Here is a 23,473-nt window from a genome sequence, read left to right on the forward strand (position 1 = left end):
GGACAGTCCCCGGCGCGACCGTGCAAAAGCCTGGATCGTCCGCCGAAGGATCCCTCGGCGGTCGATCGCGTACCACTCCCAACCCACGAAGATCGAAGGCGTTTCAATTGGAGGAAGCACGTCAGGCGCATGCGACGGCAGACGGATTGTCTACCACAATCCGGCGCACAGATCAAAGCATCCCTGAAGACGCGCGCCCGAACCCGGCGCTGAGGGAAAGAGTTTTACACCGGCGCGGCGGGACAGAAATGCCCGTGCGGCGGATCAGGGCTTCGCGTTTTGCAGGTCTCTTGCCATCGCCCATCCGGCGACCCGTTCGGAGGAACTTGCCTCACGTTTCCGGATCATGACGGGGTGCTGAGAAATCCTGCGGGCCGACCGGCGGGTTCAGTCGCCGGAGCCGGGGTTGGCCGAGAAGTGCGCCTCAAGCTTTCCGGACTTGCCGTCCCACTCCTTGGCGTCGGCCGGAGCCTCCTTCTTCTGCGTGATGTTGGGCCAGGTCTTGGCGTAGTCGGCGTTCAGCTTCAGCCACGTGTCGAGGTTCGACTCCGTGTCCGGCTTGATCGCCTCGGCCGGGCATTCGGGCTCGCAGACGCCGCAATCGATGCATTCGTCCGGATGAATGACGAGCATGTTCTCGCCTTCGTAGAAGCAGTCCACCGGACAGACCTCGACGCAGTCCGTGTACTTGCACTTGATGCAATTGTCGGTGACGACGTAGGTCATCGGATGTCTTCGTCCTAAAACACGACTTGGCCCGGGCGGAGCCGTGACGCGGCCCGCAGGCCCGGGTGGCGCTCGGAAGGGGGACGCCGGTGAGGCCCGGCGCCAAAACCGGGCTTCGGAGGTCACGGCTCTAGACCCTGCCTTCCGGGCTGACAAGCGCGTGAGCGCCGCATGGCGGTCACGTTGGGGCGCTCGCCGGGCCGCTGTGGCCCGGCCTCATCACCCTTCGGGCACGTCCGGGGGGGCGCCGCCCGAGAGGTCGTCGTAGAGCAGCCGCGCTTCGGGCGCCGGCCCCCGCCGCAGGCCGAGATCCAGGACCCGCACCGCCACGGTCGCGTGCGGCGCCGCCACCGTCACCACGTCGCCGATGCCGATGCCCTTGGCCGGATTCTCGGCCCGGTTGCCGTTCACCCGCACGAAACCGTCCGAGGCCAGCCGCGCGGCCAGGGAGCGGGTTCGCGCGAAGCGCGCGAACCACAGCCACTTGTCGAGCCGCTGCCGATCTTCCCGCATCCGCGGCGGGGGTCAGCGCTTCCCGCCGTCGCCGGCTTCGAGCTGCGCCTTGAGCGCGGCCAGCTTGGCGAAGGGCGAATCCGGGTCCGGCGCCCGCTCCCGTCGCGGGGGCCGCTGGTCGGGCCGCGGCCCGGCATGGCGCTGCTCGGCGCCGCGCTGGTCATCCCGCCGTTCCGGCCGACCGCCCTCGAAGCGCTCGCGCCGGGGGCCGCGATCCCGACCGGGACGCGGGGCGCCGTCGCCGCCCTCGGCGCGGCGATGCTCCGGCCGGCCACCTTCGGGACGCCCCTGTCCGGCCTGTTGGCCCTGGCCGGGATGCTGCCCCTGCTGGCCGCCGTCGCGGCCCCGGCCGGCCCCGCCGCGGGGGCGGTTCTGCGGACGCTGATGGGCCGGGCGCTGATGACGCTGCAGGCGCCAGACCTCGATCTGGGGAATCTCGGCGGTCTGCTCGCCCTCCGGGCTCGCGGCCCCGGCATCGCCCTCCGCGGCAGCCTCGACCGGCTCCGCGTCGGCCGCCGCCGGGTCTGCCGGCACCCCGGACCCGGGCTCCCCGGATTCCTGCACTGCCGATTCCTGCACCGCGGACTCCTGCACCGCGGACTCCTGCACCGCAGGCTCGGACGCTGCCGCGTCGTGGATCGCCGCAGTCTCGGGGGTCTCGGCCGATGCCTCGGCCGGCTGGTCCGATCCAAGGGCTTCCCCGGCGTCGGGACCTTCCGCCACCTGCTCCTCGGAAGTCGCCTCGGAAGGCGCCTCGGGCGGCGCCTCGCCGGTCGTATCGGCCCCGGGCTCCGGAGTCTGGGACCCGGCAGGCGCCGCCTCCGCATCGACCGCAACGGCTCCGTCCGCCGGCGCGTCTGCTTCGTCCGCGACGGATCCCGCTGCTTCGGCCGGTGCGGTCTCGTCGGTTCCGGTCTCCTCGCCGACGGGCTCGGCCGCGTCCGCCTGCGCGGCGACAGCCTCCTCGGAGGACGCCTCGGCGGCGACCGGTGCGGCAGCCGGCGCCGTGGCCGCTGCCGGGATGAGCGGGACCGTGATGGCCGGGCCGGACCGCGTCTCCGCGTTGTAGCCCAACGACTTCAGGATCGAGGCGAAATCCTCGCCCGAGCAGCCGACGAGCGAGGTCATGCCGACGGTGGCCACGAAGCCGTCGCCGTCCGCGGTGCCGTCCGGCGGGGCGCCCGGCGTCGTGCCGGGCCGGTAGGCGATCGCCGGGCGGATAAGGTCGGCGAGCCGCTCCAGGATGTCGACGCGCACCGCCCGCTCGCCGCTGACCCGGAAGCCGGCCGCGCGGTAGAGACCCTTGGCGATCTCGCGATCGACCTTGATCGAGGTTCGGCCAGAGCCGGCGAGATGCGCGATCTCGTCGAGGCCGCGCTGGTCCAGGCCGCCGTTGCGCAGGGCCCAGAGCTGAGCTGCGAGCGTGCGGGGCGCCGGCTTCAGCAGGGCCGGCAGGAAGATGTGGTACGCGCCGAAGCGGACGCCGTGGCGGCGCAGCGCCCCGCGGCCGTCCTGGTCGAGGGTGCGCATCTCCTGCGCGACCTTCGAGCGCTCCAGCACGCCGAGCGCCTCGACCACCTGATAGCCAATGCCCTTGGCAAGCCCGGTGAGGTCGGCCGCGGTCTCGATCTCCATGAGCGGACCGAGCAGGCGCACGATGTGGGCCTTCAGCCACGCATCGAGGCGCGCCTCGACCTTCTCGCGGTGCGGACCGGTCAGGCTGTCGTCGGCCAGCAGACGGATCTGCGGGGCGAAGAGCTTGTCGCCGGGCGTGAGCTTGGCGACGGGGGCACCGGTCCAGCGGATCGTGCCGTCGTGCGACAGCACGAGGGTCGAATCGGCCGTCGTGGCGAATCGCTCGGCCCGCGCCTCGATCTCCCCGGCGAGCGCCTTCTCGGCGGCGCTCCTCAGGGTCTTGGCCTCATGCCCCTCCGCGGTGGCATCGGGAACGAACAGGAACCCGTGAAGGTGGCCGACATGCTGACCCTCGACGGTGACGTCACCGTCGGTGGTAATCTGGGCTTCGAGCATCGTGTTCTCTCTCAGGCGCCGCATCAGGACGCTTGTGCGCCGGTCGACGAAGCGGCTCGCGAGGCGTTCGTGCAGGGCGTCGGACAGCCTGTCCTCTACCCGACGCGTCTCGCCCTGCCAATGTTCTGGGTCGCGCAGCCAATCGGGACGGTTTGCCACGAAGGTCCAGGTGCGCCCCTGCGCGATCCGTCGGGACAGGGTGTCGATGTCGCCGTCGGTGCGGTCGATCATCGCCACCTGCTCGGCGAACCACGTGTCGGGGATGCGGCCGGCCATCCCCTTCATGAGGAACCGATAGAGCTGGGCCACCAGGTCGGCGTGCACCTGCGGGTGGACCTTGCGGTAATCCGGCACGCCGCAGACGTCCCACAGCCTCCGGACCGTGGCGGCGCTCCGCGCCATGTCGCGGATGTCGTCCTCCTTCATCAGGATCTCGAGGGCCTGCTGATCCTCGCCCATGGGCGCGCGGGTCAGGCCTGATTCGCGCGGGTGCTCGTCCAGGCTCGCCTGCAGCGCCTCCAGGCTGCCGAAGGCGAGATCCGGGTTGCGCCACTGCAGGATGCGCAGGGGATCGAAGTCGTGGCTCTCAAGCCGCTCCACCAGCTCGGGCTCGAAGGGCGGGCAGCGGCCGGTGGAGCCAAAGGTGCCGTCCGCGAGGTGGCGCCCGGCGCGGCCGGCGATCTGGCCCATCTCGGCGGGGGTGAGCTTGCGGAAGCGGGTGCCGTCGTATTTCCAGTTCGCCGCGAAGGCGACGTGGTCGACGTCGAGGTTGAGGCCCATCCCGACCGCGTCGGTGGCGACGAGGTAATCGACGTCGCCCGCCTGGTACATCTCGACCTGGGCGTTGCGGGTCCGCGGCGAGAGGGCGCCCAGCACCACCGCGGCCCCACCCCGCTGGCGGCGGATCAGCTCGGCAATCGCGTAGACCTCTTCCGCCGAGAACGCGACGATGGCGGTGCGCCGGGGCAGGCGCGACAGCCGCTTCTCCCCCGCGAAGGAGAGCTGCGACAGCCGCGGCCGGGTCGTGGTGTGGACGTTCGGGATCAGGCTCTGGACCAGCGGCAGCACGGTCGAGGAGCCGATCAGCAGGGTCTCCTCGCGGCCGCGGACGTAGAGCAGGCGGTCGGTGAAGACGTGGCCGCGGTCCATGTCGGCGGCGAGCTGGATCTCGTCGATGGCCACGAAGGCCACGTCGAGGTCGCGGGGCATCGCCTCGATGGTGCAGATCCAGTAGCGCGGCCGGTCCGGCTTGATCTTCTCCTCACCGGTGACGAGCGCGACCTTCTCGGGCCCGACCTTGGCGACGACGCGCAGGTAGACCTCCCGGGCGAGCAGCCGCAGGGGCAGTCCGATCATCCCGGTCGGGTGCGCGAGCATCCGCTCGATGGCGAGATGCGTCTTGCCGGTGTTGGTCGGCCCGAGGACCGCGGTGACGCCGCGGGCGCGGACGTCGCGGGGCAGCGAGCGGCTGGGCGAGGGGCGGAGCAGCGCGTCGATGGTCGGCGGTTCCTTCGGATGGGAAGGCCGTCGCGGCGCCGGCACGGCGCGGGCGGGGGAGGCGGGTACGACCGGCCGGTCGCGTCAGGGACGGTAGGGCCGGACCGATCGTTCCCCATATGGGATGCCGCCGCCTCCAGGTCCAACCTGCGGCGTGACGAGCGGGTACACGTCGACCTGCACCGACGGCGTCCCGGGCTGGGGTGCGACATCGGCGCAGAGCGTTTCGGGGACCGCCACCAGGGGCCCACGGCGCGGCGCGCGATGCCCGACGATTTCGGCGGACGAGAAGGCGTCGCCGCCGCAGCCGGACGCCCCGGTGCCGGCCGTCAGCGGCTCGGCGCTGGCCGGGCCGGCGAGCCCCGTGAGGGCGAGGGCCAGAACGATTCGGGGCCGGGCTGTGCGCATCCGCGGATTATCGCGCATCCCGTGAAGATTTCGTCCACCGCCGCCGGCTTTGCGAGCGGAGCGCGGCGCCGCGAGCGCAGGCGTCGTTCCGAGGTCCCATCAATCCACGCCTTCGACCAAGACCACCTCGCCGATCCCCGCGGGGCGGCGCTTCTCGACGGCTGCCTGATACTCGGGCGAGAAGTAGTAGGCGCGCGCCGCCTCGTAGGATTCGAATTCCAGCACGACGTTGCGCGGCCGCGCTTCGCCCTCCAGCGCCTCGCTGCGGCCGCCGCGGACCAGCGGCGTGCAGCCGTACTGGCGCATGGCCTCCGAGGCCATGGCGGCGTAGTCCTTGTAGGCGTCCGGGTCGGTGACCGTCATCCGGACGATGATGTAGCCCTTGGGCACTGGCTGGCCTCCCTGGCGCGGCTGCCGCGCCGGGCGGAAGTGCCGGGAAACCAGCCGCCGGTCAAAGGCCCCCTACTGCCCCGTCAGGCTCGCCTGCGCGACGCTGGCGCCCGCGGTCCCGGTGGCGTCCGCGCCGCCGCTCTGGGTCCAGCGCGTCGCCTCGATGATGTTGGTGCCGATGGTGGTGAGCACCGAGATGCGGAGCGGAAGCAGGATCCGCGTCCCCGCGACGGGCGCCAGCCAGACCGACATCTCGCGGTTCTCCTCCATGAATTTCACCCCCGGCCGGTCCGGGCGGTGGCCGGCCACCGCCTGGTAGCGGGCCGTGCAGACGAGAACCGGGCCGGCATAGCCGGGCTTCTGCACCGGGCGGGTCTCGGCGTAGCTCAGGACCACGTTGAAGCGGGTGGCGCCGTCGAAGACCGGCAGGGTCCGGTTGCAATTCTCCGGATCGAGCGCCTCGCCGCGCCCCTGCGTCGGCATCAGCAGCGCGCTCACCGGGTCGATGATGCCGCGCCTGTTGGCGGCCGTGACCGGCACCCGGTCCTGCATGTCGATGAGCGGCGGGGTGATCTCGGCCTGGACCACGGTCCCGTGCGCCAGCGCCATGCGCACGGCGATGCCGGAACTCGCCGTGTGGGTCGCGATCGCGAAGGCGCCGGGCTGGGGCGCCGCCGCGAAGGTCCCGGAGGCCCGCGCCGAGCCCTTGCCGCCGGTGATGGCGCCGACGAGGCCGGTGAGCACCGCCGACACGTCCATGACGTAGCGGTCGCGCTCGAACGACCCGGCGAGCCGCGCGGTGCCGATCGGCAGCCCGGCGAGGTTGATGCCGTAATCGACCGCCACCGTGGCGGGGGCGCTCGCTCCCGGCCGCTTCGCGCGCGATCGCGCCTCGGCCGGGCCGGCCAGGGCCGCGACGGCGAGGACGCTGCCGAGCGCGCGTCCGAGCGCGCGCCCGACGGGGCGGCGCGTCACGGGCTTGATCATTCGACGGACAGGCGTGGCGCTCATGATCCGGATCGCATCCCAGGGAAGGCGGGCCAAGACACCCTCTCGAACACACCTGCTCGACGGCATCCTCCCGACGCCGTCGCAGAAGGGAGAGCCTTTCTGCGGGCGGATGAAGGCTATATCCCGGCAGCGTGGTTAACAGACCGTTCGGCGCCCGCCCGCGGATCGGCGGGGACGCCGTGGAGCGTCGCACCTTGACGCATCGGGGCACAGTCGCCTATAGGCTCGCGCCTTCAACGGGACTCCGCTGGACCTGGAACACGCAATGGGCGCCGCCCGCTGCGACGATGATCGCGCCGGCCGCGATCGGGTCTGTTCGGGCGGAACGAGACGGGATCTAAAGTCATCATGGCGCGCCGCTGCGAACTCACCGGCAAGGCCGTTCAGGTCGGCCACCTCGTGAGCCACTCGAACCGCAAGACCAAGTGCCGGTTCCTGCCGAACCTGTGCAACGTCACCCTCCAGTCCGACGCGCTCGGCAAGCGGGTGCGCCTGCGCGTCACCGCGCACGCCCTGCGCTCGGTGGAGCATCGCGGCGGGCTCGACGCCTTCCTGATCAAGGCCGGCGAGTGCGACCTGTCGCAGACCGCCCGCCTGCTCAAGCGCGAGATCCACAAGAAGCTCGCCGAGGCTCCGGCCGTCGCGGCCTGAGCCTCCGGGCGCCACGCGCCACATCGGACCTGCAAACCGCCGGGCCCTCCGAGGGCCCGGCGGTTTGCGCTTGCGCGCGGCAGACCGGCTGATCCGGACGATCCCGCGCGCGAGTTGATCCAGGGGCGTCCGCACCAGCTGGCCTCGAAGGAGAGCTCCGGGGACCGCGCGGTTGACCGGGAGCCTCCTGCGCGGCGTCCGCTGCGCTCCGGCGTCTCAGGACGAGATTGCGGATCGGATGGGCCCGCGCCCGGACGGGGCCCGCGGAGCGAGGCCCGGATCAGCGCCGCCCGCCGGCCGCCCGCAGCATCCGGCCCGTCGGCGCGGACGCGCCGTCCTCCTCGAACAGCTCCGCGAGCTTCTCGGTCATCGCCCCGCCGAGCTCCTCGGCGTCGATGATCGTCACGGCGCGGCGGTAGTACCGGGTCACGTCGTGGCCGATGCCGATGGCCAGCAACTCCACGGGCGAGCGCGTCTCGATCTCCTCGATCATCCAGCGCAGGTGCCGCTCCAGGTAATTGCCGGCGTTCACCGACAGGGTCGAGTCGTCCACCGGGGCGCCGTCCGAGATCACCATCAGGATCTTGCGCTGCTCGGGCCGCCCGAGCAGGCGCTTGTGCGCCCAGTCGAGCGCCTCGCCGTCGATGTTCTCCTTGAGCAACCCCTCGCGCATCATCAGCCCGAGATTCTTCCGGGCCCGGCGCCAGGGGGCGTCCGCCGACTTGTAGACGATGTGGCGCAGGTCGTTCAGGCGGCCGGGATTCGGCGGCTTGCCGGCGGCGAGCCACGCCTCGCGGCTCTGGCCGCCCTTCCAGGCGCGGGTGGTGAAGCCGAGGATCTCGACCTTCACGCCGCAGCGCTCCAGCGTCCGCGCCAGGATGTCGGCGCAGGTCGCCGCCACGGTGATCGGCCGGCCGCGCATCGAACCCGAATTGTCGAGGAGCAGCGTCACCACCGTGTCGCGGAAGTTGGTGTCCTTCTCCTGCTTGAAGGAGAGCGGCTGGTACGGATCGATGACCACCCGCACGAGCCGCGCCGGGTCGAGCTGACCCTCCTCCAGGTCGAAGTCCCAGGCGCGGTTCTGCTGCGCGAGCAGCCGCCGCTGCAGCCGGTTGGCGAGGCGGCCGACCACGCCCTGGAGGTGGGAGAGCTGCTTGTCGAGGTATGAGCGCAGGCGCGACAGCTCGTCGGCGTCGCACAGCTCCTCGGCGTGGATGACCTCGTCGAACCGGGCGTTGAACACCCGGTATTCGGGCCCGCGCGCCTCGTTGCCCTGCCGCTGCGGCGGGCGCGACGCCTCCGAGGCCTCCTCGGATTCCGCGTCCTCGGACTCATCCGGCAGCTCGCCCGACGGCGCGTCGGCGGATTCCTGCGCGCCGTCCTCGATCTCGTCGGAGGCCTCCTCGGAGGTCTCGATCTCGGCGCGCTCGCCCTGGCTCTTCTCCTCCGAATCACCCTCGCTCGGGCTCTGCTCGTCGTCCTGGGCGTCGTTCTCGTCGTCGTTCTCGTCGTCCTCGGCGTCGAACGGCGTCTCGTCCGACATGTCCAGCGAGGTGAGGAGGTCGCGCACCGAGCGGGCGAATTTGCGCTGGTCCTCGATGGACCCGATGAGCCCGTCGAGGTTCGGGCCGGCCTTGGCCTCGATGTGCTCGCGCCACAGCGCGACGATCTTGGCCGCGGCCTCCGGCGGCTTCTGGCCGGTGAGGCGCTCGCGCACCATCAGGGCGACGGCATCCTCCATCGGGGCGTCGGCCCGGTCGGTGATGGTCTCGTACTTGCCGCCGCGGTGGTAGCGGTCCTCCAGCATCGCCGTGATGTTGCTGGCCACCCCCGCCATCCGGCGCGAGCCGATCGCCTCGACCCGGGCCTGCTCCACCGCGTCGTAGACGGCACGCGCCGCCGCGTTCTCGGGGGCGAGCCGGCGGTGGACCGCCACGTCGTGGCAGCCCAGGCGCAAAGCCATGGCGTCGGCGTTGCCGCGCAGCACCGCGACGTCCTGGGCCGACAGCTTGCGCGGCGGCTCGGGGAGGCGGGCCTTGTCGCCGGTGAGCGCCGGCCGGTCGGTGGCGTAGGTGACCTCGACCTCGGAGCGCCGGGCGATGGCGCGCAGGCACCCCGCCACCGAGCGCTTCAGGGGCTCGGCCACGGGTTCGCGGCGCTCGCCGGGCTTGCGGTTGGAGATGGACATGCGAGGCTACCGGTCGTCGGACGCGAAGGGGCGGTTCAGGATCCCGTCCCAGCAAAGGGAAGCAGCGGCGCGGCGCGGGACCGAGGCAGGGCGGGCGAAGCCCGATGAACTCGCCCCGGTCCCACGCGCCACGAACTCCGCCACGAACTCGGCCATGCGGGTCAGCTCAGCGCGACGTTCACCGCGCTCTCGGGCAGCTCCTTGCCGAAGGCGCGCTGGTAGAATTCCGCCACCAGCGTGCGCTCCAGCTCGTCGCACTTGTTGAGGAAGGTCACCCGGAAGGCGAAGCCGATATCCTTGAAGATGTCGGCGTTCTCGGCCCAGGTGATCACCGTGCGCGGGCTCATGACGGTGGAGAGGTCGCCGTTCATGAAGGCGTTGCGCGTGAGATCCGCCACGCGCACCATCCGGTTGACGATGTCGCGACCCTGGTCGCCCCGATAGTGGACCGCCTTCGACAGCACGATGTCGACTTCGCGGTCGTGCGGCAGGTAGTTCAGCGTGGTGACGATCGACCAGCGGTCCATCTGGCCTTGGTTGATCTGCTGCGTGCCGTGATAGAGGCCGGACGTGTCGCCCAGGCCCACCGTGTTGGCGGTGGCGAACAGCCGGAAGGCCGGGTGCGGGCGGATGACGCGCTTCTGGTCCAGAAGCGTCAGGCGGCCCGACAGCTCCAGCACGCGCTGGATCACGAACATCACGTCCGGGCGGCCGGCATCGTACTCGTCGAACACGAGGGCGACGTTGTTCTGCAGGGCCCAGGGCAGGATGCCGTCCTGGAAGGCGGTGACCTGCTTGCCGTCCTGCAGGACGATGGCGTCCTTGCCGACGAGGTCGATGCGCGACACGTGGCTGTCGAGGTTGATCCGGATGCAGGGCCAGTTCAGGCGGGCGGCGACCTGCTCGATATGGGTCGACTTGCCGGTGCCGTGATAGCCGGTGACCATCACGCGGCGGTTGCGGGCGAACCCGGCCAGGATGGCGAGCGTCGTCTCCCGATCGAAGATGTAATCGGGATCGAGATCCGGGACGTGCTCCTCGGCCTCGGCGTAGGCCGGGACCTTGAGGTCGAGGTCGATGCCGAAGACCTCGCGGACGGAGACGGTGCGGTCGGGCTGCGCGGCGGGCGTATCGTCAGAGAGCATTCGGAACCTCGTGAGGCGCGGGCGCTCCACTCCCAAACAGTGAAGCATCCGCGCGGAAGAACGTCGAGCCGGGCCTCCGCGGCGGGGCGGAGCCATCCTTAGACGGCGGCGCGCGGGTGCGCCACCGACCGGCCTCGCCCTCATATAGGGCTGCGCCGCGTGGTTTGCCCTATCCTAGATGCGAACCGCCCTGCATCCTTCGTGCCGCGTCAGCAGAGGCCGGCCCCGCGCAGCACGTCGTGGGCGCGGATGATGTCGCGCAGCCGCTCCTCGAAGGAGCGGTCGCCGCCGTTGGCGTCCGGGTGGAAGCGCTTCACCAGGGTCTTGTACTGCGCCTTGATGGCGGCCGTATCGGCGCCCTCCTCGAGACCCATCACGTCGAGGGCCCGGCGGACCGCGGCCGAGTGGCGGGGCTTCTGCGGCTCGGGCTCGCGGGCCCGGCGGCGGGCCTCGCCGACGCCTTCGCCGCGCAGGATGCCGAGGGGATCGACATAGGCCCAGTCGCGGACCGGCTCGTCGGCCGGCTTGGCCTCGCCCGTCCGGTTCACGCCCATCGCCCAGGTCGGGCGATGGCCGATGATCGCGTCCTTCTGGTAGGCCTGCACGGCGGCATCGTTCATGCCGTCGAAGTAGTTGTACGTGGCGTTGTAGGCGCGGACGTGATCCATGCAGAAGCGCCAGTACTGGCCCTCGGCCTTGCGGCCCTTCGGCGCCCGGTACAGGCCCGGCTGCGTGCAGCCCGGGCTCTCGCAGCCGGTCTCGGCGGCGGCCTTCGGCTCGTCGCAGGACGGTTTGATCCGGATGCTGTCGAACAGGCGCGAGTTGAGATCCATGACGGGCCGATTATGAGGGGGCGGACCTGAGACACAAGGGCACCGGGCCTGATGACGCATGCGCGGGATCGGGCTTGACGGCAGCCGACGAACACGACGCGAGGGCACGATGGCTGACGGTGTGGGCGCGGGCGGCACCCTGCGGGACTGGATGGAGGCGCGGCTGCAGGAGCAGCTCGCGCCGGCGCGGCTCGACGTGATCGACGAGTCGCATCTGCATGCCGGCCATGCCGGGGCACGGCCGGGGGGCGAGACCCATTACCGGCTCGACATCGTCGCGTCGGCGTTCGAGGGCAAGAGCCGCGTCGAGCGGCATCGCTTGGTGAACGCGCTGCTCGACGACGCGTTCAAGCGGGGGCTGCACGCCCTTGCGCTCCGGGCCCGCACGCCCGCCGAGGCCGCCTGAACCGGTCCCGCGGGCGTTCGGCGAGCCGCGCTTCGAGCTTGCGCGGCGCGGCCGTCGTCGGCGGGCTCCACCGGGGCGCTTCGCGGCGCCCGCGATGACGCCGCGGACCATTCCAGACGGGCGCGTTGAGCAGGCAGGGGATCACGGACGGGATATGGTGACGGGCGCACCGATCTGCACCTGCCGGGTCGTCGGCCTCGCGCCGGACGATCCGGCGTCCCGCGCGGTCGCCGCATCCGGGAGGCCGCCATGTCCCTGCGGGTGACGCCGCGCATCGCCATCGCGGACGACGAGATCGAGCTGTCGTTCATGCGCGCCTCCGGCGCGGGTGGCCAGAACGTCAACAAGGTCGAGACCGCGGTCCAGCTCCGCTGGGCCGCGCTCGCCTCGACCGCCATCGACGAGCGGGTGAAGGCCAACCTCGTGCGGCTCGCCGGCCGGCGCATGACCAAGGACGGCGTCCTCGTCCTCGCCGGGCAGCGGCACCGGACGCAGGAGCGCAACCGGGCCGACGTCCTGCAGCGGCTCGTCGATCTCGTGGCGGAGGCGGCCAAGCCGCCGCCACCGATCCGCCGCCCGACGAAGCCGACGCGGGGCTCGCAGGAGCGGCGGATCGGCGCCAAGAAGAACCGCGCCACGATCAAGCAGGGCCGGGGCAGCTTCCGCGATTCCGACGGCTGAGACGCGTCGCCGCCCGTCTCAGTGGATCGCGTCGATCACCTGGGCCTTCGGGCTCGCGTCGGGGGCGGGGGACGAGCCCGCCACCAGGGTGCTGCCCGGCTTGGCGAGGGTGAGGGCGATCGCGATCAGCGCCAGGACGGCGGCCAGCGCGGCCGGGAACAGGAAGGCCGACTCGCCGTAGCGGATGTCGAGCAGGCCGCCGATCACCGCGCCGGTGCTGAGGCCCGCCCAGAGCGGCGCCTGGATCCAGAAGGACGGGGCCACGGTGCCGAGCAGCAGGTTGGCGCAGCCGGTGCCGAAGCGCACGACCGCGCCGGTGACGTAGGTGAGCGCCAGGGAACGGCCGCCCTCGTCCTGAAGCGTCGCATTCTGGAGCCCGAGGGCCAGCACGATCGGATAGGCGTGCAGCGGGTAGGCGAAGGTGCCCCAGGGCATCAGCAGCCCGCCGGCGAGCAGCAGCGCCTGCAGGGTCAGGAGGACGGCGAGGCGCCAGCGCCCGACCCAGGCGGCGATCAGCGTGCCCAGGAAGGCGCCGAAGCAGAAGATGCTGATGGTGCTGGCGACCCGGGTGACGTTCTCCCAGTCGCCGTTCGACACCGCCACGCCGAAGCGCGTGGTGTTGCCCGACATGAACGACATGAAGAGCTGCGAGAATTCCAGGAAGCCGATGGAGTCGGCGCAGCCCGCCAGCGTGGCCAGGGCGATGGCGAAGGGGATCCGGGTTCGCGGATCGGCCGGAAAGGACTTGTCCGCCGGCGGATCGGGTCTTCGCTCCGGCGTCTCCCGACCTGTCCGACTGCCGTAATTCGCCATGCTGATCCCCCGATACAGCGGCCGCGCCTGTCGCGACCGACTGACAATGGACGAACAGCCAAGCGGTTTCATGCCGCTGTGCGGCGCAACACAACGACGCGGCCCGGCACCGGCCGCCCGGCCTCCGTCCGAACCGCGGCGGGCTCCAGCGTGAGGAGCGCGAAGCCGGCGTCGCGGGCTGCCGCCTCCGTATGGGCATCCGCGTGGGCGTAACGGCCGTCCGCGCCGAGCGCGACCCCCGGTCCGTCGTGCGACTGGACCGTGAAGGCGGCGAGGCCGCCCGGCCGGAGCACGCGGCCCATCTCCGCCACGACGGGCGCCAGATCCGCCACGTAGATGAGGACGTCGGCGGCCATGCAGAGATCGGCGGAGGCCGCCGCCTCGCCGGCCAGGAACGCGGTCAACTCGCCCTCGGCCAGGCGGTCGTAGAGCGGCCGGCCCTCCCGGGACTTGGCGCGCGCCAGCGCCAGCATCCCGGGCGCGAGATCGACGCCCGTGAGGTGACCGGCCCGGTCGCGGATCGCCGCGCCCATCAGGCCCGTGCCGCAGCCGAGGTCGAGCACCCGGGCAAAAAGCCGTGGTTCCGGCGGCAGGGCGTTCCGGACGAGTTCGGGACCGACATAGGTCAAGCCGTCGACGAGGTGGCGCTCGAAGCGCGGCGCGTAGCCGTCGAACAGGGCCCTGACGTAGGCGGGGGTGAGGATCGGCCGGCCGTCGGCGACGCCCAGGCGGGCGAGGTGCGCCCGCACGCCCAGGGTGTCGTCCGGGTCGATGTCGAGGGCGCACGCGTAGGCCCGGACCGCCGCGTCGCGCAGGTCCGGCGACCCGCCCGCCGCCGCCAGTCCCTCCCGGGCCCGCCCGAGGAGCAGCCACGCCGGCGCGTAGCGCGGCGCGATCTCCAGGGCCTGCGCGGCGAGGTCGGCGGCCCCGCCGTAATCGCCCTCGGCCAAGCAGGCTTCCGCGTAGCGATAGCGGCGATCGGCGAGGATGTCGCCGGAACTGAGCTGCGAGGCCATGCGTCTGCCGGGTCGGGGGTGCCTATATACTGGGGCCACCGGCGGATACCACCGGCAGCACGGGCCCGATGCCGACACGCGCCAGCGACCTCCTCACCCTGACCCGCGAGGGTCTCTACTGCCCCCTCGGGCGCTTCCACGTCGATCCGACCTGGCCGGTGGAGCGCGCGCTCATCACCCACGGCCATGCCGATCATGCCCGGGCGGGCCACGGCCAAGTGCTGGCGACGCCCGAGACCCTGCGGATCATGGCGGTGCGCTACGGCGCGGAGTTCTGCCGCCAGCGGCAGGAGGCGCGGCTCGGCGCGGCGATCCGCGTCGGCGACGTCACCGTGCGCTTCGCGCCCGCCGGCCACGTCCTCGGCTCGGCGCAGATCGCCATCGAGCGGGACGGGGCCCGGGTGGTGGTCTCGGGCGACTACAAGCGGGCGCCGGACCCGACCTGCCTGCCCTTCGAGGTGGTGCCGTGCGACGTGTTCATCACCGAGGCGACCTTCGGCCTGCCGGTCTTCACCCATCCGGACACGCGGGACGAGGTCCGCAAGCTCCTCGAATCGGTCCGGCTGTTCCCGGAGCGGGCCCACATCGTCGGCGCCTACGCCCTCGGCAAGGCGCAGCGGGTGATGGCGCTCCTGCGGGAGGAGGGCTGGGACCGGCCGATCCACCTCCACGGGGCGATGGAGAAGCTCACCGCCCTCTACAAGGAGGAGGGCGTGCCGCTGGGCGAAACCCCCAAGGTGGTCGCGGCCGAGCGCAAGGACCTGCACGGCGCGATCGTGATCTGCCCGCCCTCGTCGATCCAGGATCTGTGGTCGCGCAAGTTCCCCGATCCGGTGACCTGCTTCGCCTCGGGCTGGATGCGGGTCCGCGCCCGCGCCCGCCAGAAGGGCGTCGAGCTGCCGCTGGTGATCTCCGACCATTCCGACTGGCCGGACCTGTGCCGCACCGTCCGCGAGACCGGCGCCGAAGAGGTCTGGGTCACGCACGGGCAGGAGGACGCCCTGGTCCACTGGTGCGGAACGCAGGGGATCAAGGCCCGGCCGCTGCATCTGCTGGGCTACGGCGACGACGGGGAGGCCGAAGCGGTCTCCGAGGCGGAGACGGCGGCATGAACGATTTCGCCCATCTGCTCGACCGCCTCGCCTATGAGCCGCGCCGCAACGCCAAGCTGCGGATGCTGCAGGATTACTTTTCCCGCACGCCCGACCCGGAGCGCGGCTACGCGCTGGGCGCCATGACCGGCACACTGAGCTTTCGCGAGGCCAAGCCGGCCCTGATCCGGGGGCTGGTGGAGGAGCGGATCGACCCGGTGCTGTTCCGGCTCTCGCACAACTACGTCGGGGATCTCGCGGAGACCACGGCGCTGATCTGGCCGGGACCGGCGGAGGCGCCGCGGGAGCCGGGCCCCGGCCACAACAACCCGCCGCCGCAGGTCCCGACCCTGGCGGAGGTCGTCGGGACGCTGGCGACCATCCCCAAGCGCGAACTGCCCCGGCACCTCGCCGAGTGGCTCGACGCCCTCGACGAGACCGGGCGCTGGGCGCTGCTGAAGCTCGTCACCGGCAACCTGCGGGTCGGCGTCTCGGCCCGGCTCGCCAAGACGGCGGTGGGCGCACTGGGCGACCACGACGCCGACGCCGTCGAGGAGGTCTGGCACGGGCTGACGCCGCCGTTCGAGACCCTGTTCGCCTGGGTCGAGGGCCGGGCCGCGCGGCCCGAGACCCTGAACCCCGCCCCGTTTCGCCCGCCGATGCTGTCCCACCCGATCGAGGAGGAGGCCGACCTCGAGAAGCTGGAGCCGGACGCCTTCTCGGCCGAGTGGAAGTGGGACGGCATCCGCGTCCAGCTCGTCGGCGGGCGCGACAAGGCCGGCCAGCAGGTCGGAAAGGTCTATTCCCGCACCGGCGAGGACATCACCGGGGCGTTCCCGGATCTCGCCGAGGCCATCACCTTCACGGGGTCGCTGGACGGCGAGCTGCTGATCCTGCGCGAGCGCCGCGTGCAGAGCTTCAACGTGCTCCAGCAGCGCCTGAACCGGAAGGCGGTGACGGCTAAGCTCCTGGAGGAGTTCCCCGCCCATGTCCGTGCCTACGACCTCCTGACCCTCGCGGGCGACGACCTGAGGGCCGAGCCCTTCGCGGTCCGACGGGAGAAGCTGGAGGCGCTGGTGACCCGCCTCGACCACGCGCGGATCGACATCTCGCCGCTCGTGCCCTTCGCCGATTGGGAGGCGCTGGCGGCCGCCCGCGCGGACCCGGCCTCGGTCGGCGCCGGCGAGGACGCCGACGCCATCGAGGGCGTCATGCTCAAGCGCCTGAACAGCCCCTACCTGCCGGGCCGTCCCAAGGGACCGTGGTGGAAGTGGAAGCGCGAGCCCCACATCGTCGACGCCGTGATGATGTACGCCCAGCGCGGGCACGGGAAGCGCTCGTCCTTCTACTCGGACTACACGTTCGGGGTCTGGCGGGCGGCCCCCGAAGGCGGCGACGAGCTGGTGCCGGTGGGCAAGGCCTATCACGGCTTCACCGACGCGGAACTCGCCAAGCTCGACCGCTACGTCCGCAACAACACCACCAAGCGCTTCGGCCCCGTGCGCGAGGTCGCCCACGGCCGCGAGGCGGGTCTCGTCCTCGAGATCGCCTTCGAGGGCGTGCAGCGCTCGACCCGGCACAAATCGGGGGTGGCGATGCGCTTCCCGCGGGTCAGCCGCATCCGCTGGGACAAGCCGCCCGCGGAGGCCGACCGGATCGACGTGCTGGAGCGGATCCTGGCCCGGGGCGAACGGGAGATCGCTCCGGGGGCGACCCTGATGGAGACCTCCGCATGAAGCAGGGCAAGATCGGTCCGGTGGAGACGATGGCCGCAGGTCCGGTGGAGCGGCACGCCAGCGGGCGGCTGACCATCGCGACCGCGGGGCCGGGCTTCACGGATTTCACCGCCGCCGTGGTGGCGTTCGTGCGCGGCAGCGGCGTCCGGGACGGGCTGGTGACGGTGTTCTGCCGGCACACCTCGGCCTCGCTCACCATCCAGGAGAATGCCGACCCCGACGTCCAGACCGACCTGATGGCCGCTCTGGACGGCTTCGCGCCGCGGCATGCCGGCTACGTCCACGGTGCCGAGGGGCCGGACGACATGCCGGCGCATATCCGCACCCTGATCACCGATTCGGCCCTGACCGTCCCTCTGATCGACGGGCGCCTGGCCCTCGGCACGTGGCAGGGGATCTACCTGATCGAGCACCGCGACCGGCCGCACCGGCGGGAGATCGTGCTGAGCGTGATCGGGGCGTGAGGCTCCCCCTCGTCCCCGTCATCGCGGGCGCGGCGAAGCGATCCCGGGCCGCACGACACCGGCCGACATGGCGCCGCGGGATCGCGCCGCTCCGCTCGCCACGACGGCGCGTGCGTCACGCCGCGGACCTGGACCCGGGCGCCGGATCGGCAACATGCCGTCACACACCGCCGGTTAACCATAGGGCGCGCTTATGATCCCCCGTCGGATCGGTCTGTCCCGATCCCGCGAAGGGAGATCCCCGATGGGCCTGTTCGCCGCGCTCTCGAACTCGATTTCCGGCGCCTCGGCGCAGTCGCTCGCCCTGAACAACATCTCCGGGAACATCGCCAACACCCAGACGGCGGGGTTCAAGACCACGGAGACGCACTTCGCCGACCTGCTGGCCCAAACCGAGGGCGGCACGCAGCCGGCGGGCGGCGTGGGCTCGAGCACGCGCAACACCCTCAACATCCAGGGCACGGTGCAGTCGACCGGCGTGTCGACCAACCTCGCCATCTCGGGCAACGGCTACTTCATCGTCCGAGAGAACAACGGGACGACCGACAGCCCGGATTTCACCGGCGAGACCGGCTACACGCGGCGCGGCGACTTCGCGCCCGATGCCAGCGGCTATCTCACCAACGGCGCGGGCTACTACCTGTTCGCCGGACCCTCGGCGACGACCCCGGTCCAAGTCCCGACCGGCGCCAACACCCTGTCGAGTCTCGCGGTCTCGCCGGCCGGCACCCTCACGGGCACCGCCGCGGATGGCAGCCCCGTGGCGCTGGGGTCGCTGACGCTCGCGCAGTTCGGCCTGCAGGACAATCTGACCTCCCTCGACGGCGGGACCTACGTGGCCAATGGCCGGTCCGGCACGCCGAGCTACGGCCTCAACGGCGCGACCCTCACGCCCGGCTCGGTGGAGCAATCGAACGCCGGCATCTCCGACCAGTTCTCGAAGATGATCGAGACCCAGCAGGCCTACACGGCCAACACCAAGGTCATGAGCACCACCGACCAGATGCTGCAGGACGCCATCGCGATGTACACCTGACGCGGCCGGGGGCCCGTCACAGGAACTTCAGCGGATCCGTCTCGGGCGGGGGCGGCGCCACGTCGGCGCGGTTCCACCAGCCGCCGCCCAGGGCCACGAACAGGGCCGCGGTGTCGGCGTACTGGGTGGCGCGCGCGCCCGCCGAGGTCACCAGCGCGGAGAGGTAGCCCTGCTGGGCGATCAGAACCTGCGAGGAGGTGACCGCGCCCGCCGTGTATTGCTTGCGGATCAGGCCGAGGCTCTGGTTCGTCGCGCTCACCGCGGCGTCGGCGGCGGCCACCGCCCTGGCGTCGGCCTGGAGCGCCCGCAGGGCGTCGGCCACGTTCTGGAAGGCGGTGATGACGGTCGCCTTGTACTGCGCCTGCGCCAGCGTCAGCGATTCCTCGGAGGCGCGCTGGCGCCGGAACAGGGTGCCGGCATCGAAGATCGGCGCCGTCGCCTGCCCGATGATCGTGAAGAACGCGGCCCCCGGTGCGGCCACCTGCGCGATCCGCGTCGCGCTGGATCCGCCCGTGGCGGTCAGGCTGAACTGCGGCAGGCGGTTGGCCACGGCGACGCCGACATTGGCGCTCGCCTCCTGGACCAGGGCTTCGGCGGCCTTCACGTCGGGCCGCTGCTGCACGAGCCGCGACGGCAGGCTCACCGGAAGCTTGGTCGGCAGCCGCAGGGCGGACAGGTCGAAGGTCTCGGGAATCTCGTCGGAGGGCAGCCGACCGGCGAGCGCGGTCAGCAGGTTGCGCTGCTGGGCCAGCGCCTTCTCCAGCGGCGGCAGCAATTGCTGCGACAGCGCCAGGGCGGCCTGCTGCTGCACCACGTCGGCGCCCGCGATCTGCCCGAGCGAGAGCTGCTTGTTGTAGAGCTGCAGCACCTCGGTCTGCGCCTGGATCACCTTGCGGGTCGCGTCGATCTGCGCCCGGAGGGCCGCCTCCTGGATGGCGGCGGCCACGACGTTGGCGGTGAGGCTGAGGTAGGCCGCCTCCAGCTGGAAGCGCTGGTTCTGGGTGGCGGCCTCCAGCGACTCGATCTGGCGGCGGTTCCCGCCGAACACATCCGGATTGTAGGAGACCACCGCCTGCGGCGTGGACAGGCTGTAGAGATACTGGGTCTGGTTGTTGAGCGGCGATTGCAGGTCGAGGCCGGGCGCCAGGGCGCCCTGGATCTGCGGCGTCGCGGTGAGGCTCGGGTAGAGCGTGCCCTTCTGGGCGAGGGTATTCTGCTGCGCCACCCGCAGCGAGGCCTGCGCGGCCTCCAGAGTCGGGTTGTTGGCCAGGGCCTGCTCGACGATGCGGTTCAGCGCCTTCGAGTGGAACAGGGTCCACCACCGGCCGGGAATGTCGGCGCCGGAGACGAAGCTCTGGTCCGCCGAGCCGCCCTGGCGGGTGCGGATGTTGTCGGCCGCGGACGGATTCTGCAGGGGCTCCCGGGTGTAGCGACCGACCGGAGGCGCCTCGGGCGGCACGAAGTTCGGGCCGACCGCGCAGGCCGACAGGCACAGGGATGCGGCCAGCAAAGCGGCCGCCCGTCCGCACCGGCTCGGCGCAAAGCTCACCATCCCGCCCCCGAAAACCCCACCCCGGTAGAGCGGCGCGGGGCGCGTCCGAGTCAATGCGGCCGCCGCCGGGCCACGCGCGCGACCGGGACGTTGTGGCCCCCCTGCAACGCGCCGCCTGCCCATCCGGAACCGGCTCACGCGGCGGCCCGGTGCTCGGTCCGCGCCCGGGCATCCGGATTCGGCTGGCGGCGGGAGAAAAGGGCGATCAGCACCGGCACGATCACGAGGATCAGGTTCGGTGCCAGGATGATGCCGCCCACCACCACGAGCGCCAGGGGTTTCTGCACCTGCGAGCCGATGCCGGTGGAGACCGCCGCCGGCAGCAGGCCGACGCAGGCGGCCACGCAGGTCATCATCACCGGGCGCATCCGCACCACGGCCGCCTGCCAGACCGCCTCCTGCCGCTTCCAGCCCTCGTCGAGGAGCTGGTTGTAGTAGGCGAGCAGGATCACGCCCTCCATGGTCGAGATGCCGAACAGCGCGATGAAGCCGATCGCCGCCGAGATCGAGAACGGCGTCCCGGTCAGGAACAGGGCGAAGATGCCGCCGATCATCGCCATCGGGATCACCGACAGGGTCAGCAGCATGTCGGCCACCGACGAGAAGTTGATGTAGAGGAGCAGCGCGATCAGCAGCAGCGTCAGCGGCACCACGAGGCTCAGGCGGGCCGCCGCCTCCTTCAGGTTGGTGAACTGCCCGACCCATTCCAGCCGGTAGCCCGGCGGCAGGTCCACCGCGTCGGCGACCTTGCGCTGCGCCTCGATCACGGCGCTGCCGAGGTCCCGGCCGCGCACCGAGAACTTCACCGGGATGTAGCGCTCCTGATCCTCGCGGTAGATGAACGAGGCGCCCGAGACGAGGTCCACGTCGGCGATCTCGGAGAGCGGCACCTGGATGACGCCGCCGTTGGGGTTCTGCGCGCCGACCGCGATGTTGCGGATGCCGGCGAGCGACGAGCGGTACTCCTTGGCGAGGCGCACCCGCATGGGGAAGTGCCGGTCGGAGCCGTACTCGTAGAGGTCGCCCGCGGTCTGGCCGCCGATCGCCGCCTGGATCGTGGTGTTCACGTCGCCGATCGACAGGCCGTAGCGGGCGGCCTTGTGACGGTCGACGTCGATCCGCACCGTCGGCTGGCCCAGCGACTCGAACACGGACAGGTCGGTGACGCCCTGGACGGTGCCGAGCGCCGCCTTGACGGCGTTGGCGGTCTTGGTGAGCTGAGCGAGGTCGTTGCCGTAGACCTTCACCGAGTTCTCGCCCTTCACGCCCGAGGCCGCTTCCTGGACGTTGTCCTCGATATACTGCGAGAAGTTGAACTCGATGCCTGGAAATTCGTCTCCTAGTTGTTTGCTCAGGGTCTGGATCAGGGTCTCCTTGTCGAGCCCCTTCCGCCACTGGTCGATAGGCTTGAGCGGCGCCAGGAGCTCGACGTTGAAGAAGCCGGTGGCGTCGGTGCCGTCGTTCGGCCGGCCCTGGTGCGACAGCACGGTGACGACCTCGGGGACCTCCTGGAAAATCTTGCGCATGCGCTGGACGTAGGCGTTGCCGGCCTCCAGCGAGATCGAGGCCGGCATCGTGCCGCGCACGTACAGGTTGCCCTCCTCGAGGCGCGGCAGGAACTCCAGGCCGAGATTGCGCGCCACGAGACCCGAGGCCAGCAGGATCGCCAGCATCACCGCGAGCGACAGGATGCGGTTGCGCAGTCCGAAGGCCAGGATGCGCTCGTGGCCGAAGCGCAGGAGCCGCACGATCAGCGTGTCGCGCTCCTCCAGTTTCCTGGGCAGGATCAGCGCGGAGAGGGCGGGCGACACCGTGAAGGTCGCCAGCAGCCCGCCCAGAAGGGCGTACGCGTAGGTCTTGGCCATCGGCCCGAAGATGTGGCCCTCGACGCCCGTCATCGTGAACAGTGGCAGGAAGCCGACGATGATGATCGTGGCCGAGAAGAAGATCGCCCGGTTCACCTCGCGCCCGGCCACCGCGATGGTGCCGAGCCGGCCGGTCAGGCCGGCGGGAGGCGCCTCGCCCTTCACGTGGTCGGGTTCGGCGATGTGCCGGAACACGTTCTCGACCATGATCACGGTGGCGTCGACGATCAGGCCGAAATCGATGGCGCCGAGCGACAGCAGGTTCGCCGAATCCCCGCGCACGACGAGGATCAGGATCGCGAAGCCCAGGGCGAACGGGATCGTGGCCGCCACGATGATCGCGCTGGTGAGCGAGCCGAGGAACAGCCACTGCACCACGAAGACCAGCACCACGCCGAAGACGAGGTTGTGCATCACGGTGTGGGTCGTGGTGTGGATCAGGCCGGACCGGTCGTAGATCCGTTCGATCTTCACGTCGGGCGGCAGGATCGAGGACGCGTTGATCTTGTCGATCTCGGCCTCGACGCGCTGCAGGGTCGGCAGGCTCTGGCCGCCGCGGCTCATCAGCACGATGCCCTCGACGATGTCGGACGCGTCGTCGTGGCCCACGATGCCGAGCCGCGGCGCGTTCGACACGCGCACCTCGGCCACGTCCCGCACCAGCACCGGCGTGCCGTTGACGAGGCTGATCATCGTATCCCTGATGTCGTCCATGTCGCGGATCAGGCCGATGCCGCGCACCACCGCCGATTGCTGGCCGACATTGAGCGTCTGCCCGCCGACGTTGATCGAGGCGTTGTTGAGCGCCGTCGTCAGCTGGACGAGCGTCAGGCCCTGGGCCTGGAGGCGGTTCAGGTCGACCGCCACCTCGTATTCCTTGGCCTTGCCGCCGAAGGCGGTCACATCGACCACGCCGGGGATCGCCTTGAACCTGCGCTGCAGCACCCAGTCCTGCAGGGTCTTCATGTCCATCGGAGAGTAGCCCGCCGGGCCGACGAGTTTGTAGCGCATGATCTCGCCCACCGGGCTCGTCGGCGAGATCTGCGGCGTCGCCCCGTTGGGCAGCGTCGGCGCCTGCGACAGGCGGTTGAGCACCCGCTGCAGCGCCTGCTCGTACGTGTACTCGTAGTTGAACTGGACCTTCACGTCGGAGAGGCCGAACAGCGAGATCGTCCGCACCACCTGGGCGTTGGGGATGCCGGCGAGCGCCACTTCCAGCGGGATGGTGATGTAGCGCTCGATCTCGTCGGCCGACTGGCCCGGGTTCTGGGTGATCACGTCGACGAGCGGCGGAACCGGATCGGGATAGGCCTCGATGTTGAGCTGCGTGTAGGCGCCGTAGCCGATGCCCAGCATCATCACGAACAGCAGCACGACCAGCACGCGCTGGCGCAGCGAGAAGGCGATCAGGGCGTTCATC

20 protein-coding genes are annotated in these 23,473 nt (G+C 71.3%); 7 read left to right on the forward strand and 13 right to left on the reverse strand.

What is annotated here, in order from left to right:
* Nucleotides 1–387: 387 nt before the first annotated feature.
* From fdxA to MKK82_RS15985, 6 genes are all read right to left on the reverse strand, one after another.
* Nucleotides 388–726 carry a ferredoxin FdxA gene (gene fdxA / locus MKK82_RS15960; RefSeq protein ID WP_238286819.1) on the reverse strand — a complete coding sequence of 113 codons (339 nt, stop codon included), beginning with the start codon at nucleotides 724–726 and terminating at the stop codon, nucleotides 388–390.
* A 219-nt stretch (nucleotides 727–945) separates the two neighbouring features.
* Nucleotides 946–1,239, reverse strand: a complete 294-nt coding sequence (locus MKK82_RS15965; protein WP_238286817.1) for an RNA-binding S4 domain-containing protein — start codon at nucleotides 1,237–1,239, stop codon at nucleotides 946–948.
* 12 nt (nucleotides 1,240–1,251) lie between these two features.
* Nucleotides 1,252–4,758 carry a helicase-related protein gene (locus MKK82_RS15970; RefSeq protein ID WP_409566816.1) on the reverse strand — a complete coding sequence of 1,169 codons (3,507 nt, stop codon included), beginning with the start codon at nucleotides 4,756–4,758 and terminating at the stop codon, nucleotides 1,252–1,254.
* Between the two features lie 93 nt (nucleotides 4,759–4,851).
* Nucleotides 4,852–5,175 (reverse strand): hypothetical protein, encoded by a 324-nt coding sequence (locus tag MKK82_RS15975; RefSeq protein ID WP_238286816.1) that lies wholly within the window; start codon nucleotides 5,173–5,175, stop codon nucleotides 4,852–4,854.
* Between the two features lie 99 nt (nucleotides 5,176–5,274).
* Nucleotides 5,275–5,565, reverse strand: coding sequence for a DUF1330 domain-containing protein (locus MKK82_RS15980; protein WP_238286815.1), 291 nt, complete (start codon nucleotides 5,563–5,565; stop codon nucleotides 5,275–5,277).
* Between the two features lie 72 nt (nucleotides 5,566–5,637).
* Nucleotides 5,638–6,552, reverse strand: a complete 915-nt coding sequence (locus MKK82_RS15985) for a DUF3108 domain-containing protein (RefSeq protein ID WP_238286865.1) — start codon at nucleotides 6,550–6,552, stop codon at nucleotides 5,638–5,640.
* Between the two features lie 372 nt (nucleotides 6,553–6,924).
* Between MKK82_RS15985 and rpmB the strand changes: the two genes are divergently transcribed.
* Nucleotides 6,925–7,227 carry a 50S ribosomal protein L28 gene (gene rpmB / locus MKK82_RS15990; protein ID WP_238286814.1) on the forward strand — a complete coding sequence of 101 codons (303 nt, stop codon included), beginning with the start codon at nucleotides 6,925–6,927 and terminating at the stop codon, nucleotides 7,225–7,227.
* A 280-nt stretch (nucleotides 7,228–7,507) separates the two neighbouring features.
* Here rpmB and cobT read toward each other — a convergent pair whose 3' ends face one another.
* The 3 genes from cobT to MKK82_RS16005 all read right to left on the reverse strand — a co-directional run bounded on the left by cobT (nucleotide 7,508) and on the right by MKK82_RS16005 (nucleotide 11,393).
* Nucleotides 7,508–9,415, reverse strand: coding sequence for a cobaltochelatase subunit CobT (gene cobT, locus MKK82_RS15995; RefSeq protein WP_243986259.1), 1,908 nt, complete (start codon nucleotides 9,413–9,415; stop codon nucleotides 7,508–7,510).
* A gap of 161 nt (nucleotides 9,416–9,576) precedes the next feature.
* Nucleotides 9,577–10,560, reverse strand: coding sequence for a cobaltochelatase subunit CobS (gene cobS, locus MKK82_RS16000; protein ID WP_238286812.1), 984 nt, complete (start codon nucleotides 10,558–10,560; stop codon nucleotides 9,577–9,579).
* A 209-nt stretch (nucleotides 10,561–10,769) separates the two neighbouring features.
* Nucleotides 10,770–11,393, reverse strand: coding sequence for a J domain-containing protein (locus MKK82_RS16005; RefSeq protein ID WP_238286811.1), 624 nt, complete (start codon nucleotides 11,391–11,393; stop codon nucleotides 10,770–10,772).
* A gap of 109 nt (nucleotides 11,394–11,502) precedes the next feature.
* Here MKK82_RS16005 and MKK82_RS16010 point away from each other — a divergent pair, with 109 nt between their 5' ends.
* Together MKK82_RS16010 and arfB are read left to right on the forward strand one after the other, a co-directional pair.
* Nucleotides 11,503–11,799, forward strand: coding sequence for a BolA family protein (locus MKK82_RS16010; protein ID WP_238286809.1), 297 nt, complete (start codon nucleotides 11,503–11,505; stop codon nucleotides 11,797–11,799).
* Between the two features lie 249 nt (nucleotides 11,800–12,048).
* Entirely contained in the window at nucleotides 12,049–12,480 is a 432-nt protein-coding gene (gene arfB, locus MKK82_RS16015) for an alternative ribosome rescue aminoacyl-tRNA hydrolase ArfB (RefSeq protein WP_238286808.1), read from the forward strand.
* Between the two features lie 18 nt (nucleotides 12,481–12,498).
* Here the strand turns inward: arfB and MKK82_RS16020 are convergent, their stop codons facing one another.
* Complete coding sequence (locus MKK82_RS16020) at nucleotides 12,499–13,293, reverse strand: YoaK family protein (protein WP_238286806.1); 795 nt, start codon at nucleotides 13,291–13,293, stop codon at nucleotides 12,499–12,501.
* A 68-nt stretch (nucleotides 13,294–13,361) separates the two neighbouring features.
* A complete protein-coding gene (locus MKK82_RS16025) occupies nucleotides 13,362–14,309 on the reverse strand; it encodes a class I SAM-dependent DNA methyltransferase (protein WP_238286804.1) in 948 nt (315 codons plus the stop codon).
* Between the two features lie 68 nt (nucleotides 14,310–14,377).
* Here MKK82_RS16025 and MKK82_RS16030 point away from each other — a divergent pair, with 68 nt between their 5' ends.
* The 4 genes from MKK82_RS16030 to MKK82_RS16045 all read left to right on the forward strand — a co-directional run bounded on the left by MKK82_RS16030 (nucleotide 14,378) and on the right by MKK82_RS16045 (nucleotide 18,636).
* Nucleotides 14,378–15,421: a ligase-associated DNA damage response exonuclease gene (locus MKK82_RS16030; RefSeq protein ID WP_238286802.1), complete on the forward strand. Its 1,044-nt coding sequence runs from the start codon at nucleotides 14,378–14,380 to the stop codon at nucleotides 15,419–15,421.
* Nucleotides 15,418–17,136 carry a cisplatin damage response ATP-dependent DNA ligase gene (locus MKK82_RS16035; RefSeq protein ID WP_238286801.1) on the forward strand — a complete coding sequence of 573 codons (1,719 nt, stop codon included), beginning with the start codon at nucleotides 15,418–15,420 and terminating at the stop codon, nucleotides 17,134–17,136. The genes MKK82_RS16030 and MKK82_RS16035 overlap by 4 nt, the downstream gene beginning before the upstream one ends.
* Entirely contained in the window at nucleotides 17,133–17,600 is a 468-nt protein-coding gene (locus tag MKK82_RS16040) for a secondary thiamine-phosphate synthase enzyme YjbQ (RefSeq protein ID WP_238286799.1), read from the forward strand. The genes MKK82_RS16035 and MKK82_RS16040 overlap by 4 nt, the downstream gene beginning before the upstream one ends.
* A 244-nt stretch (nucleotides 17,601–17,844) precedes the next feature.
* On the forward strand, nucleotides 17,845–18,636 hold the full coding sequence (locus MKK82_RS16045) for a flagellar hook basal-body protein (protein ID WP_238286797.1): 792 nt from the start codon (nucleotides 17,845–17,847) through the stop codon (nucleotides 18,634–18,636).
* Between the two features lie 16 nt (nucleotides 18,637–18,652).
* On the opposite strand, the gene MKK82_RS16050 is transcribed toward MKK82_RS16045, so the two are convergent.
* Together MKK82_RS16050 and MKK82_RS16055 are read right to left on the reverse strand one after the other, a co-directional pair.
* Nucleotides 18,653–20,188, reverse strand: a complete 1,536-nt coding sequence (locus MKK82_RS16050) for an efflux transporter outer membrane subunit (protein ID WP_243986260.1) — start codon at nucleotides 20,186–20,188, stop codon at nucleotides 18,653–18,655.
* 134 nt (nucleotides 20,189–20,322) lie between these two features.
* Nucleotides 20,323–23,472, reverse strand: coding sequence for an efflux RND transporter permease subunit (locus tag MKK82_RS16055; protein WP_243986261.1), 3,150 nt, complete (start codon nucleotides 23,470–23,472; stop codon nucleotides 20,323–20,325).
* Nucleotide 23,473: the final 1 nt, after the last annotated feature.

Origin of the sequence: Methylobacterium sp. E-046 (assembly GCF_022829625.1) — a bacterium.
In the GTDB taxonomy this organism is placed as follows: domain Bacteria; phylum Pseudomonadota; class Alphaproteobacteria; order Rhizobiales; family Beijerinckiaceae; genus Methylobacterium; species Methylobacterium longum.